An 18,613-nucleotide genomic window follows, 5' to 3' on the forward strand; every position below is an offset into this window, starting at 1 on the left:
GCTGTTGAATTATAATTTACCTATATTTACGGGCTATTGTATTTTAAGATTTTTTAACAAACACGCTTACTTATGCTTAAAAAACTAAACTTTTTATGCGCAATCCTCTTTCTTTCAGGAAGTTTAGGTTTTGCTCAGGTTGGAACCGGTTCCATTAAAGGTACGGTCACTGACAAAAACACAGGGGAAGCCTTGCCTTTCGTTAAGGTTGTCGCACTGAATGGAGGTCAACAACAGGGGTTCGCATCCACCGATTTCGATGGTAAGTTTTTAGTGAGTTCTCTAGCACCTGGTGAATATACAATTGAAGTGAGATTTGTTGGGTACAACACAGTTCAATTAGAAGGTGTAGTAGTTAACTCGGATAAATTAACTCAGCTTGATGTAGAATTGAGTACTTCAGAGGAGATGCTAGATGTCGTTGAGGTGGTTGAATATACAGTTCCACTTATCGATAAAGATGGGGGAGCTTCTGGTGCTACGGTTACAAGAGATGATATTTCAAAAATGCCTACGCGTTCAGCAACTGGAATTGCAGCAACAGTTGGTGGTGTATATAATCAAGAAGGTTCTGATGGTTTGAGTGTGCGTGGTGCGCGTTCAGATGCGACTTATTATTATATAGATGGTATTAAGGTTAGAGGTTCTTCTTCATTACCTAAGTCCGCAATTCAAGAGGTAGCCGTTATTACAGGTGGTGTTCCAGCAAATTACGGAGATGTGACTGGGGGGATTGTTTCGATTACAACCCGTGGTCCTTCAGCAAAATACTTTGGGTCATTCGAAGGGGTGACTTCTGGTTTCTATTTTAATGGTAAAGATCCATTGGGCTATGATGGTAAAGTTTTTGGATTGGATAAATATGCTTATAACTTATTTGAAGGAATGATTTCGGGACCTTTGTTGATGCAAAAGGATTCCTCAGGTAAACCAACTTCGAAACCAATCTTAGGCTTCTTTTTATCTGCGAATTATACAGATGTTTTGGATGCGCGACCGTTAGCTAATGGAGGGGCGTACCGAATTAAGAAGGAAGTGCGAGATTCATTGTTGGATCCAAGTAAATTAGGTCCACTTAGACCTTCAGGACAAGGAACGGGTGCGTATTATAATACAGAATTTTTAAGACATTCGGATGATGAGTCGTTGTCTGCATTTGAGCAAGTTCCTTGGAGAATGAATGCGCGTAGTCGTGCCTTCTCTGCTGCTGGAAAATTAGATGTTAACGCAGGGCCAAATATTAACTTGACCTTTGGTGGTAACATGGCTTACTCTCAGGGTGCTAATTATAGTTATTCGAATTCACTTTATAATTTCGAAAATTTTGGAGAGTCAAGATCTTACGATTGGAGAGTGTATGGTCGATTCACACAACGTTTTAATAATAATGAAGAAGGGTCAACTTCGAAAATTAAGAGTGCGTATTATTCATTAATGATTGATTACTCTCAGAACCACGGTCGTACATGGGATGCAACTCATGAAGATCGAATTTTTAATTATGGTTATGTTGGTAAGTTTGAAACTTTCAGAGAAACAACATATGAATTCAATCAAGCAGGAGATAGTTTGATCCATAATGGATTCAGAGATACTCTGGTTAGGTTTACACCTTCTACCACTAACGAAGCTTTTGCTGCGATAACTAGTCAGTACTATGATATCTATGCTGGTGATCCCGTTGGACACTATGAAAACTTATTTCAAATTCAGCAAGGAAATGGTTTAAGAAATGGTGATGTTCCTCAAAACGTTTACGGAATTTGGGAAAATATGGGGACACCTTTCAATAGTTATGGTTATAGCCAAGCAGATCAGTTTAGAGTTACCGGTTCGGGAACTGTGAATCTAAATGATCACGCTATATCATTAGGATTTGAATATGAGCAACGTTGGGATAGAAGTTTTGGTGGTGCACCAATTGGATTATGGACAATTGCTCGTCAGTATATGAATAACCATATTTTGGAATTAGACAGAAGTAATGTAGCTTTTGATTATTATGGTACTTATCCAAGAGTTACTTACAGCCGATTAAATGCTTCGGAAGGTGCGTACACTGGGCAAGAGTTTGGTGATGCTCAATATTTTTTCGATTATAATGTGAGAAAGAAATTAGGATTGGATACTGACGGAACCGATTTTGTCGATATTGATAATATTGATCCAGACTTTTTTACATTAGATATGTTTAATGCCGATGAGTTATTGAATTCTGGTAATTCTTATTTCACTTGGTTTGGATATGATCATACTGGTGAGAAAGTGAGAGGGAATACAGATATTAACAAATACTTTACAGAGTTTGATGAGAATGGTAACTATAAAAGACATATTGGAGCTTTCCAGCCGATTTATATGTCTGGATATATAATGGATAAGTTTGCATTCGATGATATTATCTTCAATGTTGGGGTTCGTGTCGATGTGTATGATGCTAACCAACCAGTGTTAAAAGACCCTTATTTATTGTATGAAGCTAAAACTGTTCGAGAGGCTACTGCATTCGAAAACGGAACAGAAATAGTGCACCCGGATAATATTGGTGATGATTATGTTGTATACGTGAATGACGTATCGAACCCAACAGCAATTAACGGATATAGAAATGGTGATACATGGTATGACGCATCAGGGGTTGAGATTTCTGATCCTACCTTACTTGAAGGCGCGAACGGAATAGCACCTTGGTTACAAAATGATACTTTAACATCTCCTACTGCAGATTCATTTAAAGATTACGACGCGCAAATTAACTTCATGCCTCGTGTTGCATTCTCATTCCCAATTTCTGATGAAGCATCATTTTTTGCTCATTATGATATCTTAACTAAACGTCCTACGACAGGTAATAGATTTAATCCAACAGATTATCAGTTTTTACAAGCTAGAAGTGTAATTATTAATAATCCAGATTTGAAACCAGAACGGACAATTGATTACGAATTAGGGTTCCAACAAGTATTATCAAAAACTTCATCAATTAAAATATCTGCATTCTACAAAGAGCAAAGGGATCAGGTGCAATTGATTAATGTTTTCTCTGCTTATCCAGTGCAATATAGAACTTATGGTAACCGAGATTTCGGAACTGTGAAAGGTTTAACAGTTTCTTACGACTTAAGAAGAACAGGTAATGTAAGAATGACTGCGGCGTATACGTTACAATTTGCGAATGGTACGGGATCTGATCCAAATTCTGCTCTAACTTTAATTAATTCAGGTGAGGCTAATTTAAGAACAATCTTCCCATACACATATGATCAAAGACACGGTTTCAATATTGTATTTGATTATAGATATGGTGGAGGAAAAGATTATAATGGTCCAGTAATTAACGATTTTGCAGTTTTAGAGAATACGGGTATGAACATCGTTACACAAATTGGTTCTGGTACACCATATTCAGCATATAATAGAGCTGCTGGAGAAGCGTTATTGTCTGCAGGTTCTGCACAATTGGATGGTTCATTGAATGGATCGCGTAAACCATGGCAATATCGTGTTGACTTCCAGATTGACCGTAATTTTGATTTAGAATTTGGTAGTGATGAAGATAAAAAGAAAGCAGCCTACCTTAATGTTTATTTACGTGTGACTAACTTATTTAATATTATCAATGTATTAAATGTATACCGTGCAACTGGTAACCCAGATGATGATGGTTATTTAGCAGCTTCTCAGTTCCAAAGTTCGATTCAGAATCAATTGGATGAGCAAGCTTATAGAGAGTTATATATGTTAAAGGTTCAAAATCCTTATAACTACGGTATCCCAAGAACGATTCGATTAGGTGTGAAATTCGACTTTTAATAATTTACAATTTGAAAGTTAATTTAGAAATTATGAAAAAATTATTGTTAAGTATTTGTGTTTTAAGTCTGGGACATATGTCGTTGGCTTATATTGGAGAGGGCTACCTACGTTCAAGTGGAGTAGATGATTCTCGTGCGGCTGGATGTGCTCCTGCAACTGAGCGATTGTTCATGGAGTTCAATAATATACGAGCGCTAGTTGAAACAGGAGGGTCGATGTGGCAGGATCGTTCACGACCTTTCGCGGCGTATGAGTATCCATCTGGAAGTGGTAACCATGTCTTGTTCTCTGGTGCTTTATGGATGGGTGGAACAGATATTAATGGTCAGCTAAAACTTGCGGCTCATACCTATAGACAAGGAAATGATTTTTGGCCAGGTCCTTTGGGTGATTTAATTGAAGGAACTGGAAACTATGATCCATTCATTCCTCAAAATGCTGAAGTTACGCTTTACAAAGATTATGGAGCTGCTGAAATTACGCCTGAACAATGTTCAGAGTATGATCAATTTTTTACGATAAGAAAAAACGAAGTGTTACAATTTATCACTTGGTGGAATTGTGAAAATGGAATTACTGATCCTTCAGATTGTGATGACGTTGTTCGTCCAAATGAGGATATAATGAGACGAATAGAAAACTGGCCGGCGCATGGCGATCCAGGTTTAGGACAAGATTTCTATTTAGCACCTTTCTATGATAATGCTCCTGAAGGAGAATCAGGAAATGGTATTTATGATCCAATAGCGGATGGTGATTTCCCTTGGTATGATATAGAGGAAGAAGTGGATTGTCGAAATGATAGAAGAATTACACTTTTTGGTGATGAAACGCATTGGTGGGTATTCAATGATAAAGGGAATATTCATACAGAAACTGGTGGTGATCCGATTGGAATGGAGGTAAGAGCGCAAGCATTTTCGTTCGCGACTGATGATCAAATCAATGATATGACCTTTTATAATTATGAGTTGATTAACCGTGGTACGCAAACTTTATATGATACTTATTTTGGTCAATGGGTGGATCCAGATGTAGGATTTGCAGAGGATGATTTTGTTGGTTGTGATGTGGCTAGAGGTTTAGGGTATGTTTATAATGCAGATACTGAAGATGAAGGGGCTACTGGTCAACCAGGTTATGGTTCAAATGTTCCGGCTGTAGGAATTGACTTCTTTGAAGGTCCTTATTTGGATAATGATGGTATTGATAACCCATTATATAAGCCAGAAGCAGATGAAGACGGTCCTGCTGTTTTAATACCAGAAGTATATGCTCAAAAGGGTATTCCTTACCCAGGTCTTGGAATTGGTTATGGTGATGGTACTCCAGATAATGAGCGATTTGGTATGTCACGATTCATGTATCATAATAGAGATAACGGTCCTTATGGGGATCCAAGTTCGGCTGCTGATTATTACAACTACCTTAGAGGTATTTGGAAGAATGGTCTAGACATGCAATTCGGTGGTAATGGAAATACAACCGGTTCAGGTGTTGCAACAAAGTATATGTTCCCAGGGGATTCTGATCCATTGCATTGGGGAACGTATCCTGTACCACAACCATCTTCCGAACCATGGAGTGAAATTACTGCTGGAATATCACCTTTCGATAGAAGATTCATGCAATCTGCAGGTCCATTTATTCTTAGACCGGGAGCAGTAAATAACATTACAGTGGGTGTTGTAGTTGGTCAAAGTAGTGAAACGGATTTGGAAGCACCAGTTAGGGCTTTAAAAACGGCTGATACAAAAGCACAAGCTTTATTTGATAATTGTTTCCAAATTGTTGAACCGCCATTTGCTCCAGTTCTAGAAATTCAAGAATTAGAGAACGAGTTAATTTTGTTTTTATCAGATCCTGCGGGAATTGAGCCGTTAGAGGATTTTGAAGAGGAAGATCGTATTAATATTATTACTCCTGATGAATTATTAGCTGAAGGTATAGAGTACGATAATAAATACCGTTTTGAAGGTTTTCAAATTTACCAAATGGTCGATGAATTAGCTTCGGTTTCGGATATAGGTGAAACGGATAAAGCGCGTTTAGTCGCTCAATCTGATGTTGAAAATGGCGTTGGTAAATTGGTGAACTATACTTATGATGAAGAATTAGATATTTCTATTCCTGCTGTAATGGTTGAACCTGCGGGTGATGGAGAATTAGATCAGGGGTTAAAGAGATCTTTCCGTGTAACTGAAGATTTGTTTGCTACTGGTGATCGTACATTAATAAACCATAAAAAGTATTATTATATTGCGGTGTCATACGCTTATAATCAATACAAAGAGTATGATCCAGATGATCCAACTTTAATTGATGGACAAAAAACACCTTATTTGCGTTCACGTTTAACAGCAACAGGGGGTTCTATCGAATCTGTTATAGGAATTCCTCACGACGTTACGACAGAGGCTGACGGAAGAGTTTATACCACTTCTTATGGAATGCAACCAGAGATTACTCAAGTTGAAGGTCTAGGAAACGGAGGAGAGTTTTTAGAGTTGACTCAAGGATCGGTTGATCAAATACTTAATAACGTGAGTATAAAACACCCTACTTATCAAGTAGGTGCTGGTCCAATAGCAGTTAAAGTTATAGATCCACTTAATCTTAAAGGGGGTGATTATGCTTTAGGTTTTGAAAATGATTCAACCGAGGTTGATGAATCAACTTGGTGGTTGGCTAGGTCTTATACGGATGAGTCAGGAGTAAGTTATAACGATACTGTTCGTTCAAACAGAGCAATAACTGTTGTTAGGGAAGAATTAATTCTCGACTGGGGATTGTCGGTTACCATTAATCAACAGTATTTTGTTGGCGGTGGTGCTGCGAATTCATATACAGAACCGATAGGTGCTACAATTGAATTTGCGGATTCATCTCTACAGTGGTTGAGTTTTGTTCAAGATAATGATGCTTTTTATCCTTCTAACTGGATTTTAGTGGGAACAAATGATGAAGGTGCAAATCATACCGAAACACCAAATCCTGACTGTGTTGCAGATAACTGGATTTACCAACCATGTTTATATGATGACAAAGCTCTGGATGCTGAAAATCAATATTACGAAACATTGTTAGACGGTGGAATAGCACCATTCAAATTCGTTGGATATGGTGCATATGGTCACCCATTTGGTTTGCCTGGTGAGAATACGAGTACACCGCATTATGAAACGAATGACTCATGGTTTACAACTGCTTCTTCTATTCAAAACCAAATTTCATTACAAGAATTACATGACGTGGATATTATTCTTACGAATGATAAATCAAAATGGTCACGTGTTCCGGTTATTGAAATAAACGATATCTTAGAGCAAACGGAACATGGTAATGAAGTGATTACACCAAGGGGTGATGCTTCAGTGGATAAAAATGGTCTATCAGTTGCAGAAGGAGGAAACCCAGCTGAGGCGAATTTAGTGAGTGAAACTGGAATGGGCTGGTTCCCTGGATATGCTATAGATGTAAATACTGGTACTAGGTTGAATATGGCATTCTCTGAAAATTCATGGTTGTTAGGAGATAACGGGGATGATATGATTTGGAATCCAACTTCAAGCTATGCTGACAACTCGGGAGTACCGTTATTTGGTGGAATGCACTATGTATATGTTTTCGGTGATGTTTATGACGGAAATGCATATGATGAAGGTGCTTGGTTGAGAGAAATGTTAGAATATGATGTAAGTACTTCTACACGTCGATCAAACTATGGAAAAGCTTGGAAGTCATGTATGTGGGTGATGGAACCTATGTTAACAGCTGGTCAAGAATTATTGGCATGTGATGTTAAGATTAGTGCACGTGTTAATCAACCATACGTTGAGAAAACTGTGGATAATGATAATGAAGGTTTCCCGCTGTATAATTTCCGATTTGATAATCCTTCAATCGCTGGTGTTGGTTCACAGATAGTATCTGTAATTGACAAAATCAATGTCGTTCCTAATCCTTATTATGCTTACAATCAATATGAAACTGGTAAACGTGATACTCGAGTTAAGATTACAAATCTACCGGAGCGATGTGAGGTTACAATCTTTAATATGCAGGGTGCTTTAGTTAGATCTTATGTTAAGGATGATCCGTTGACATCTCTAGATTGGGATTTAAATAATCATCAAGGAATTCCAATCGCTGGAGGAATGTATATTATTCACATAAAGATGGAGATCGAGGGTGAAGATGGTTCAATGCAACAACATGAAAAAATCCTTAAGTGGTTTGGAGTAATGAGGCAGCCTGATTTAGATAACTTATAAGATTAAGAAAGATATTAATTTGAAATTCAGTAAGAATGAGAATACATAAATTAATTACAAGGGCTTTTATGGCCGCAGCTGTAGTATCATTATCAGGAACAGCCTATGCTGGGAATGGTGATCGTGTTGGATCAGCTGGTGCAACAGAATTATTGATCAACCCATGGGCAAGAAGCGCTGCTTGGGGAGATGCAGGTATTTCTTGCGCAAATGGACTTGATGCTGTTTATACAAATATTGCAGGTCTTGCTTTCACCGATAAAACACAAATTCGATTTGATCGTACAAATTGGTTAGGTGGTGCTGGAATAAATATTAATTCGGCCGGATTAGCTCAACGTGTATCAGAAAGTAGTGTTATTTCTGTAACAGTTATGGCAATGTCCTTTGGTGATATTGATATTACTACAGTTGATTTGCCTGAAGGTGGTATTGGAACGTTTACACCGGTATACTCTAACTTTAATGTAGGATATGCTAGAGAATTTTCAAATTCGATTTATGGAGGTGTAAACTTTAAAGTTATTAACGAATCTATTGCGGATCTCCGAGGAACAAGCGTAGCAATTGATGCAGGAATTCGTTACGTTACAGGTGAAGAAGATCAAATGAAATTTGGTATCGCTTTAAAGAATATAGGGCCAACGATGAGCTTTCAAGGTGATGGATTAGGAATTTCAGTGCTTTACCCTTCAACGGGTGATGAGGCTACTTTAGAGCAACGTTCTGCTACTTTTGAAATGCCTTCTTTATTAGCAATTGGAGGATCATATGATTTTAACTTTTCGGAAACTAATAAATTAACAGCGGCTTTAGGATTTACCGCTAATTCATTTTCGAATGATAATTTTCGCTTAGGTTTAAATTATGGAATGGATTTAGATAAAGCAAACTTTAACTTAATGGCGGGATATGTTTACGAAAAAGGTATTTTTTCAAGTGAATTCGATTTTAATTCTCGCGTAACAGCATTGAGTGGATTAAGTGCTGGTGTTTCTGTTGATGCAGTAGTAGGAAAGAGCAAAAGTTTGATAGGAATTCAATACGCATTTAGACAAACAAGATTGTTTAATAATGTTCACACTATTGGATTATCGATTGATTTATTATAATACTTGAATTCAATAAAATTACAAAAGCCGATGTGTATGCATCGGCTTTTTTGTTAAACGCTTATCATACTGTTGTTTAGAACTGAAGAATTAAATGTGTTTCTCAATTTAATTTTGTATATTTGTTATTCAAGAGAGTCCTATTAGGGGCTCTCTTGTTATGTTTAAAATATTGTGTTATGTCAAATGTAAACTACTATACTAAAGAAGGATTAGAAAAGCTAAAAGCTGAGTTAAATCATATGAAGTCTGTTGAACGACCGAGTATTTCAGAGCAAATTGCAGAGGCGCGTGATAAAGGGGATTTATCTGAGAACGCCGAATATGATGCAGCAAAAGAAGCGCAAGGTCTCTTAGAAGCAAAAATAAGCAAGTTAGAACAAGTGCTGTCAAATGCTCGTATTCTTGATGATTCAAACTTAGACACTTCAAAAGTGCTTATCTTAAGTAAGGTTAAGATAAAAAATGTGGATAATGGAATGGAACTAGATTATACACTTGTTGCGGAGAATGAAGCAGATTTGAAAGCTAAAAAGATTTCGGTTGACTCGCCAATTGGAAAAGGACTTCTAGGTAAAGCAGTTGGCGATATTGCGGATATCCAAGTTCCAAACGGAATAATGAAATTTGAAATAATAGAAATCTCACGTTAATATGTCATCTATATTCTCAAAAATTATAAAAGGTGAAATTCCTTGTCATAAAGTTGCGGAAAATGAGCAATTTCTTGCTTTTTTAGATATATCTCCACTCCAAAAAGGACACACCCTCGTGATTCCTAAAACTGAAGTAGATTATATTTTTGATATAGAGGATGATTTGCTAGCAGAGATGATGTTGTTTGCAAAAAAGACCGCCAAAGGAATTAAAGCAGCCTTTGAGTGTAATAGAATTGGTGTAGCAGTTGTAGGTTTAGAAGTTCCTCATGCCCATATCCATCTCATTCCAATAAATTCAATTCAGGATATGAATTTTGCAAATCCAAAAATGAATCTCTCACAGGATGAATTGGTGAGCATAGCTACTGCAATCAAGAATGAGCTTTAAAGTTACGTCTAGAGGTATTAAAAAAGGCTGCTATGATTTCATAGCAGCCTTTTTTAATGATTTTTGATTGACACTATTTTTTATCGTTCTGTAAATTGGAGTCTCCTTTCTCAATTGTTTTAACCATTAGCTTATTTGTAGTGCCGTGAACATATGCTACATAAATAATATTTTTATATTCACAAGAAGCTACTGCTTTTGCAGGTTTATTCGAAAGATTGGTTAGCTCGCCCCAAACCCCTTTTTTATTGTTTTTTAAATACTGTGGCATACCCTCCTTGTTTAAAGAAGTATAAAAGAAATACTCAGAAATATTTAGATTATAATCGCGTGTGCCAATAGCAATAGGTTTATCACATTTTTCTACTATCTCCCATTTTTTTGCTAAATCTTCAAGAGACATAATTAACGGTCCTTTTTCGTCTCTAAACGTGATGTAAGCTTTGTTTTGTATAAATTCAAAGTCATCAATAGCTGGTATGTTTTCATCAACTTTAAGTCGTTTGGTTAAATCCTTCCAAGCATTAACATCTTCTTCTAGTTGATTGACTTCTTTAAATGAAATCCCTTCATTGTTGAGAACAGATAAGTATAAATCACCTCTATAATTCGCAGCTAATTTATAAGACTTCACTCCAATACTTGGCATTAAGTCAAAATCATACCAAGTGGATTCGTTTAATAAAGAGTACATTCTCAACATTTCATAGTCTTTGTCCTCATAAACGATATATGGAGTTTCTCCAATCACCGAGAATTCTGGATTGTGAACACTACCTTCACCAAAACTTTCTTCTCCAACAAATTCCCATTTGTCTTCAATAGCTCTTATAACAGACATCTTATCATCATAATAGCAGAACACGTAAGGAACAGCTTTATATGCAAATAATTTTAACGCTTTAAGCTTGAATATACCCTTGATTGGAGTTACATCAAAATTTTCCCATTTATGTCTATAATACCTTCTGACAACTAGTTGTCCTTCCTCCACCGTTGCAACATGAATGGATCGACCAATTTCTTTAATGTCAATTTTGTCCATCACATGATTGTCCGAGACATAGCCATCGCCATATTTTTCCACAATCTGCGAACTTACGTGAAGCGCTGTAAAACACAGTGCCAAAGCAAATAAAAACTTTTTCATTTTCTCAATTTTTTTCGAATATAATTAAAATCCTAAAACTTTATTACCAAAACTAGCTATTTAGAATTGCATTCTTTTCTCATTATACAATTGCTGTACCAAACTGATGGTATAGGGTGTGTTAAAATTTAAATTTTTCTTCAAAATCACTTTTTTTATACTTTGAAAGTTTTGCGGTTAAGTCATTTTCTAAAAGTACGGTTAGTTCGGATTTTGAATATTTTTTGATTAATGGGATTTGTATAATCCATGATTTGTGTGAGCGGTAAAATTGTGACTCGCCCTCTAAAAGGTTTTCAAAGTGTTTTAAGTTTTTACTCATCATAAATCGACCTTCATCAATAGTATGAATTGTGGTATAGGCTTCTTTCGCCTCAAAAGCAATAATGTTGTTTAACGGAATAACTTTTTGATCGCCATGATTTGGTATGATTATTTTTTTGTGAGATTCTTTACTTAAATTATCTTTTAAAACTTGATAATTTGATTTGATGTGCTTTAACTTCACTTTTTCTTGCAGTCGTTTAACAGACTTTCTAAAACGATCTATATCAATCGGTTTTAATAAATAATCCACAGCAGATAATTCGAATGCTTTTACAGCGTATTGATCATAGGCCGTAACAAATATGATTTCAAATTCAATTTTATCAAAGTAATTCACAATTTCATATCCGGCATAATTCGGCATTTCAATGTCCAAGAAAACTACATCAGGTTGTTCTTTTCGTATTGCAATGATTCCTTGTTCTAAGTCTTCACATTTCGCTAGAACCTCTACATTGGGAAAATAGTTTTTTAACAATCCTTCAATTATGTCTCGAGCGCTTGACTCGTCATCGATAATTACGGCTTTTATAGTTTTCATTTTAATAAATTTGTTGAAATGGTAGATTGATAATGACAATAGTTCCAGTAGCAATACCCTCGTTCTCAAGGTCTGTATAGGTAAAACCAACATGCGGTCCATAGATGTTTTTAAGAATATCAAAACGGCCACTTATTGCACTTGTTGCGAATGATTCGTGTCCTTTTGCTCTTCTTTTATTTATTTCTCTAGAGGCCTTTCGTCCAATTCCATTGTCTTCAATAACACACCTTAATCGTTGTCCAAGGTCAAATCGAATTGTGAGTTGTTTTGATCCTTTTTTATGAAGTAAGCCATGCTTGATCGAATTTTCTATAAATGGTTGAATTAATAATGGTGGAATTTTAATACCTGAAATGTTATTCGTAATAAAATTAATTTGTAAGTCTTCTTTAAAACGCAATCGTTCTAGCGCCAGATAAACTTCAATAGATGAAAATTCATCGTCAATATCTATAAAGTTTTGGTTGGAATGATTTAGCGTTTTTCGAACCAGATCGGCAAACTTATTGATGTATCGATATGATTCTTCCGCTTGTCCTTTTAAAATTAAATCTTGAATCGAGTTTAAAGCGTTGAATATGAAGTGGGGGTTCATTTGGGATTTCAACGCTGTCATTTGGTAGTTCGCAATTGCTTTTTCCGTTTTTTCTGCAGCCAATTTTCGTTCTAATAAATTCTTATTGTAGATTAATAAAGTAATCAATATGAGAATGATGATTATTGTAATCGTTACAAAAATGGCTAGTTTAAAAAAATTGTTCTGCGCTTCTTTATTCTCTTTATCTAAGGCTAAGTTTGCGATCATAGCATTTCGCTCACTCATTTTAAATTTTACTTGTAACATTTCTAATTGTTCAGCCTTTTCATTTTTTTTTTGTGTTTCGTAGGCTTTAATGTATTTTTCCTGATACTGAAATGATGCTTTTAAATTCCCTCTTTCTTTATAGAGCTTACTCAGTGATTTGTATATTGTCAAAAGACGATCACCCAAATCTTGCGTTAGCGCTAATTGTTCTGCTTGTAAATATTTAACAATCGCCGCTTCAGGTTTGCCTTCCGCTTCAAAATTTTGCGCAATTTTAATGTCTGTAATTGCTTCAAGATTGTATATTTTATTTGCCTTAGACAACTCTAAAGCAATGTCTAAATTTTGATTCGCGCGTTCAAAATCTTTCTCTATTATCGCGAGTTTAGACAGGTTTAAGCGTGCATAGATTTCGGCAGTTGTTATGCCGTGCTGATTTGCAATTTTAAGCGATTGTAAAATGTGTTGCTCACCCAAGGCCAAACTGCCAGATGACAAATAAATATTTCCCCACATTAAGTGATTGTTGCAACGAGACTCAAAATAGTAAGGATGACCTCTAAATAAAGCGCAAATTTGGTCGGCTTTTCGCATATATTCCTTCGCAGCTTCCACATCACCAAAGTACGCTACCATTCCAGCAATTGTGTTATAACAAGCGGAAGTTTCTATGGCGTTGTATTTTGATAAAATTTTTAAAGCATCTCTCGCATCGTTCATTCCTGGAGCAAAATTACCGCTCAAGGTTTCAATAATTGACTGACGAAGGAGGAATTTGCCTTCAATCAGTTCAAATTTTAAGTCCTGCGACCTTTTTAAAGCAACTTGTACCAGTTTTTTGACTTCTAACGAATTGTATGCAGCATTAGTAGCAGTGATGATTGAGTCAACGTATCGGAAATCATTCCTTTTTGTGGATGACTGCAATACGAGCCTCAAGCTGTCCGGATTCATACCACTGAACAAGACACCAATTTTAAATAAGAAGAGTAGACTTAAAATTTGACGCATTTACTTCTTTTTTAATCGCGCGGGATTGTCGGATAAAAAGGCTTTCCATGAGCCAGATTTTGATTTATTATGTTCACCAACTCCACCCTGAAAATGATGACAAACAGCCGCAGCTAATCCATCAGTAGCGTCTAAATGTTTTGGCACTTCTTTCACTTTAAACATACGCATCAACATTGCTGCTACTTGCTCTTTTGAGGCATTACCACTTCCTGTAATACTTTGTTTGATTTTTTTTGGTGTATATTCTTCAAAAGGAATGTTTCGATGTAATGCAGCAGCAATAGAAACTCCTTGCGCCCGACCAAGCTTTAACATAGACTGAACATTTTTACCGAAAAATGGAGCTTCTATAGCCATTTCATCTGGATGATACTCCAAAATAAGCTGGTCAACCCTTGTAAAAATTCGTTTTAGTTTATCGGGATGATTGGATAGTTTGTTTAGGTGTATGACCCCAAATGTCACCAAATCCATTTGTCCATTTTTAACATGAATTAAACCATACCCCATGATTGACGTACCAGGGTCGATTCCAAGAATGATTTTGTCTGTTTGTTTTTTCAAAAGGTATGTACTTTAGGCTCTATTATTCGTGTAATTTCACCAGTATTCTTACTAACGTATTTCCAGTCGTCAAAGTTAAAATTAATTTGTACTAACATCGAAGTTGATAATAATAGGTTATCATTTGAAAGGTAGTTTACAGTGTCACTCAAACCGAAATTATGACCTACAAGTAGAACGGCATCTCCTTTTGCTTTAACATTAATAAACTTGACAATTTGTGAACAATCAGCTAAATATAAATCATCAAAAAAATTAATTTGAGGTGAATTAAGGTGATATTTCATTATTTCCGCAGTTTGACTGGTCCTAGTTGCACTTGAACTTAAAATCGTATCAATTTTAACTTTTTCTTCGTGTAAAATATAACCTACCTGATTGACTTGCGCGTTTCCTTTTCGATTTAATCGTCTGGAAAAATCTGGACTATCTCGTTCAGGTCGTGTAGCTTTGCCATGTCTTAATACAAACAATTTCAACATAATTCTAAATAATTTAAAGAATAACCAACCCTAAATTAAGAATAACCGTTATATAAATTGATAAGTTTGTCATAGTTATGGGTTTACTATGATAAAGTGAATCAAACTACTTATTCGAACCAGTCGAGACTAATTCGACTGGTTCTTTTATCCAAAAAGAGTGTATGATTGATCACAGTATTATTGAAGCTTGTCGTAAGAATGAGCGGCGTGCCCAGGAAAAATTATACGAATGGTGTTATGTAAAATTAATGCCTACCTGCATGCGTTATCACAAAAATGAAGAAGACGCACGCTCCATCTTAAACCTAAGTTTTGTGAAGATTTGTAAAAACCTTGATAAGTTAAAGGAAGGGACACCTTTTGAAGCATGGGTGAGAAGAATTACAATGAACACCATAATTGATGAATTTCGTAAGCATAAAAATTATATTCAATTAGTTGATGCCAAAGAGACCGATCGAGAATTAGAAATTCATGTAACTTCTGTTGAAAACGGAGTTTGGTCAAAATTAGAAATGGATGTTTTAATGGGATTGCTGAAACGATTACCTGATGTTTCCCGAAAAGTCTTTAACCTCTATGTGATTGATGGATACACTCACAAGGAAATAGGTAATATGCTCGGAATTTCAGACGGTACTTCAAAATGGCATCTTTCGAATGCAAGAAAATTATTAAGAGAGATGGTCGCAAAACTAGGACGATCAGAAAATAGAGAAATGTGGGCGTAGGAGATGAAGGAGGAAAATAAATACATGGACGAAAGCTTTAAAAGGTTAGAGAAGGAGTTTCAAGTTTCCTACCATAAGTCGTTTTGGGATGAAGCTAAAATTGCGTTGGAGAATGATGCTTTGGACAATGCTTTTCGTAGTGCAGCAACTTCTTCTACTAAAATAACAGTTCCTAACTGGGACAATCAGGGACTTGAAGAAGCTTTTATGGATGAGGCTTTTAGGGACGCTGTTCAAGCTTCTGAAACGAAATATCAAGCAAGTTTTTGGAATGATTTTGAAAATCAGCGTGAGGAACTTGAAGAAAAAGATGCTTTCCAAACAGCTGCGCAGCAAATTAAAGCAACTTACAATCCAATATTTTGGGAAAACGCCAATACGGAACTTGAAAAAGAAGGATTACATTACGAATATCAATCCGCATATTGGAATGAGGCAAAAGAATTGTTAGACAAGTCGGATAGACGAAGATTTATTGGACGTTGGTCGGCGGTGGCAATTGCCCTCTTATTGATTTCCTTAGGCGGGTTCAATTTTGACGGAGTTGAATCAAACCAAAGCCATGTTAGGTATGAGCGCGAGGCTAGTTTAGGTCAAAGATTAAAATCAATAAACGATAATTTTTTCAATATTGCTGAAAATCATCAGCCAACAAGAAATCAAAAATTTGATCTTGTAGGTTCTGTTAAAACGCCAATTAATAAAGGTATTGAATTACAGGATGAAGCGAACAATAACGAGATTTCAGCCGATGTTTTTGATCAAAATAAGCAAGCAGTGTTAAGTCATGGAGAAACGAATATAGTAGCTGAAAACCACTATCAAGAAGAGCAATTAAAATTTGCGAAAGAGGCTTCTTTAAGGACACATGATAAAAGAACACTCAATAATAAACGCGATTCGAGGTCTCGTATTTCGCATCTTCAACAAAATGAACGAATTCAAAATTATGAGTACAGCTTGCTGACACCTATAGAACTAAAAAATAGGCCTAAATTAAACGTCCAAAATTTATCCGTTAATGCAGGATTCGGTTTTGGTAGAGGTTACGGTATAAATCAAAATTTTAATCTTCCCAGGGCTTATTTGGGAGTAGATTATTCTCGGAAAGGTTCGAATAAATTTAATCGGTTTGAGTTTGGAGGAGGCATAGGGGTAAAAGGGTTAAAAGAGGATGGAATTGTTCATGAAAAAAGAACGGTGCGATACATGGAAAACACGAATGCCTTGACAAGTTGGAGAAAACTGAAGATTAATGATTTAATTTATGGGAATTTAAATTTATTCCTCTCTTTTAATATTCGTTCAAAACATTGGACAACAGTGGGTGTAGGTCTTGATAAACTGTTAGCTGTAAGGTCAAATATGGCTTATTTCATCAATGATACCAAAACCAAAAATAAGGTGGGGGAAAATGCATTAGCATCTGATGATTTGACTGATATTAAAACAGTAAACAATAACTGGGGAGTTCAAGAAGGTATTAGAAGAAATGACTTGAATTTCACGCTTGGATATGAGTATCGATTAAACTACAAACTCAGCCTTCAAACAAAATTTAACTTCGGCATATTTGACCGAACAGATGATGATTTTTACAACCAAGACCAAACTTTTAATAATGAAATGAATGCCACAGTTGGTATTCGATATAGATTTTTTACGAAAATATGACAAACAAAACAATAGGTATTTGGGCACTGTGTACAATTGTATTTTTGTTAGGCTGCAAAAAAGAAACGCTCCCTGATTTAGGAGAAAGTAATGCCCCAATCTATCATTTAAAAGGCAGTTTGAATGGAGATGACTTTGCATTTGATATGGAAAAGTCAGATATTTCTGTGAATTATGGAGTAGAAGAAATAAATGGTATGACGGCTCATTTTGGGTCGATGGAGGCAACCAATTCGGGTGAAAAAATTAAAATTAGTGTTCTTGCGAATGAAAAAAGAGTTATCAATAATAACTTTAACGTTTTTCAAGATCAAAATATTCCGTTTTTAATCCATGAGAAAGGTCGTGTGCAGTTTGATTTTGGTGGGATTGGTAATCAAAATAATTATCTGTACCTTCAAGATAAAAATGGAAATTTTGTAAAAACAGATATTCTTGAAATACCGCAATTTGGCAAAATAAATATTAACGCTGTATTTTATGATTATGGAAATAATGCATTTGAATTCGCAATAAATCATGGTTTTCAACAAAATTTATTACTCGCTCAATTCCAAGTTTCTGGTGAAAGCGACACGTTGAAACTTTCTCCAATTCAAGATAATTATATCGATGAATGGTATGTGGATGATATTCTAGTAAGCACCAAAGCACTTTACAAAGGACATATCGAAGATGGAATTCACGTAATTAAGCATATTGTAATGGATAAAGACGGAAATTCTGCAGAAGCATATAACCTTGTTCGTTATAAAGGAGGGAAAAACTTTTGGACAATGAAAATGAATTATCTTCCTAGTTATGAGTTTGAGCCATACAATTTCGGACGACCAATAGTTTCTGTCTATAAAAATAATGAATGGTATAGTACAGATTTATCAATCGCCAATAAGACTAATTCAATGTCGGTAACTAATATCAACGTAATTCCTAATGAAAATGAAAATAAACCACTCGTTGGTTTTGATTTGGAGTTTTCTGCTTATTTAGCAAACGCGAATGCAACAGATTCTATTTTTGTTGAAAATATGGAAGGCCGTTTTTACCTAGGTTTAAAATAAACAAGAAAG

13 protein-coding genes are annotated in these 18,613 nt (G+C 35.7%); 8 read left to right on the forward strand and 5 right to left on the reverse strand.

What is annotated here, in order from left to right:
• Positions 1-72: 72 nt before the first annotated feature.
• The 5 genes from A8143_RS04530 to A8143_RS04550 all read left to right on the forward strand — a co-directional run bounded on the left by A8143_RS04530 (position 73) and on the right by A8143_RS04550 (position 10,249).
• The gene (locus A8143_RS04530; RefSeq protein ID WP_070137531.1) at positions 73-3,813 is read left to right on the forward strand and encodes a TonB-dependent receptor; all 3,741 of its coding nucleotides are present in this window, start codon (positions 73-75) and stop codon (positions 3,811-3,813) included.
• A gap of 32 nt (positions 3,814-3,845) precedes the next feature.
• Positions 3,846-8,090 (forward strand): T9SS type A sorting domain-containing protein, encoded by a 4,245-nt coding sequence (locus tag A8143_RS04535; protein WP_139134266.1) that lies wholly within the window; start codon positions 3,846-3,848, stop codon positions 8,088-8,090.
• A 35-nt stretch (positions 8,091-8,125) separates the two neighbouring features.
• Positions 8,126-9,202, forward strand: coding sequence for a PorV/PorQ family protein (locus A8143_RS04540; RefSeq protein ID WP_083261217.1), 1,077 nt, complete (start codon positions 8,126-8,128; stop codon positions 9,200-9,202).
• Positions 9,203-9,381: 179 nt separating this feature from the next.
• Positions 9,382-9,855 carry a transcription elongation factor GreA gene (gene greA / locus A8143_RS04545; RefSeq protein ID WP_070137535.1) on the forward strand — a complete coding sequence of 158 codons (474 nt, stop codon included), beginning with the start codon at positions 9,382-9,384 and terminating at the stop codon, positions 9,853-9,855.
• A 1-nt stretch (position 9,856) separates the two neighbouring features.
• Positions 9,857-10,249, forward strand: a complete 393-nt coding sequence (locus tag A8143_RS04550; RefSeq protein WP_070137537.1) for an HIT family protein — start codon at positions 9,857-9,859, stop codon at positions 10,247-10,249.
• Between the two features lie 73 nt (positions 10,250-10,322).
• Here the strand turns inward: A8143_RS04550 and A8143_RS04555 are convergent, their stop codons facing one another.
• From A8143_RS04555 to A8143_RS04575, 5 genes are all read right to left on the reverse strand, one after another.
• A complete protein-coding gene (locus tag A8143_RS04555) occupies positions 10,323-11,399 on the reverse strand; it encodes a hypothetical protein (RefSeq protein WP_070137539.1) in 1,077 nt (358 codons plus the stop codon).
• A gap of 121 nt (positions 11,400-11,520) precedes the next feature.
• On the reverse strand, positions 11,521-12,267 hold the full coding sequence (locus tag A8143_RS04560; RefSeq protein WP_175437485.1) for a LytR/AlgR family response regulator transcription factor: 747 nt from the start codon (positions 12,265-12,267) through the stop codon (positions 11,521-11,523).
• Position 12,268: 1 nt separating this feature from the next.
• Positions 12,269-14,086, reverse strand: coding sequence for a tetratricopeptide repeat-containing sensor histidine kinase (locus tag A8143_RS04565; RefSeq protein WP_070137541.1), 1,818 nt, complete (start codon positions 14,084-14,086; stop codon positions 12,269-12,271).
• A complete protein-coding gene (ruvC, locus tag A8143_RS04570) occupies positions 14,087-14,653 on the reverse strand; it encodes a crossover junction endodeoxyribonuclease RuvC (RefSeq protein ID WP_262485615.1) in 567 nt (188 codons plus the stop codon).
• Positions 14,650-15,135, reverse strand: coding sequence for a SixA phosphatase family protein (locus A8143_RS04575; RefSeq protein WP_070137543.1), 486 nt, complete (start codon positions 15,133-15,135; stop codon positions 14,650-14,652). Before A8143_RS04575 ends, ruvC begins: the two co-directional genes overlap by 4 nt.
• Positions 15,136-15,299: 164 nt before the next feature.
• Between A8143_RS04575 and A8143_RS04580 the strand changes: the two genes are divergently transcribed.
• Genes A8143_RS04580 through A8143_RS04590 form a run of 3 tightly spaced genes read left to right on the forward strand, consistent with a single transcriptional unit; the run spans position 15,300 to position 18,604 of the window.
• A complete protein-coding gene (locus A8143_RS04580; protein WP_070137545.1) occupies positions 15,300-15,869 on the forward strand; it encodes an RNA polymerase sigma factor in 570 nt (189 codons plus the stop codon).
• 24 nt (positions 15,870-15,893) lie between these two features.
• On the forward strand, positions 15,894-17,543 hold the full coding sequence (locus A8143_RS04585; protein ID WP_217494782.1) for a hypothetical protein: 1,650 nt from the start codon (positions 15,894-15,896) through the stop codon (positions 17,541-17,543).
• Positions 17,540-18,604: a hypothetical protein gene (locus tag A8143_RS04590; RefSeq protein ID WP_070137549.1), complete on the forward strand. Its 1,065-nt coding sequence runs from the start codon at positions 17,540-17,542 to the stop codon at positions 18,602-18,604. Before A8143_RS04585 ends, A8143_RS04590 begins: the two co-directional genes overlap by 4 nt.
• The last annotated feature ends 9 nt before the right edge of the window (positions 18,605-18,613 follow it).

Source organism: Crocinitomix algicola (assembly GCF_001661595.2).
Taxonomy (GTDB): Bacteria; Bacteroidota; Bacteroidia; order Flavobacteriales_D; family Crocinitomicaceae; genus Crocinitomix; species Crocinitomix algicola.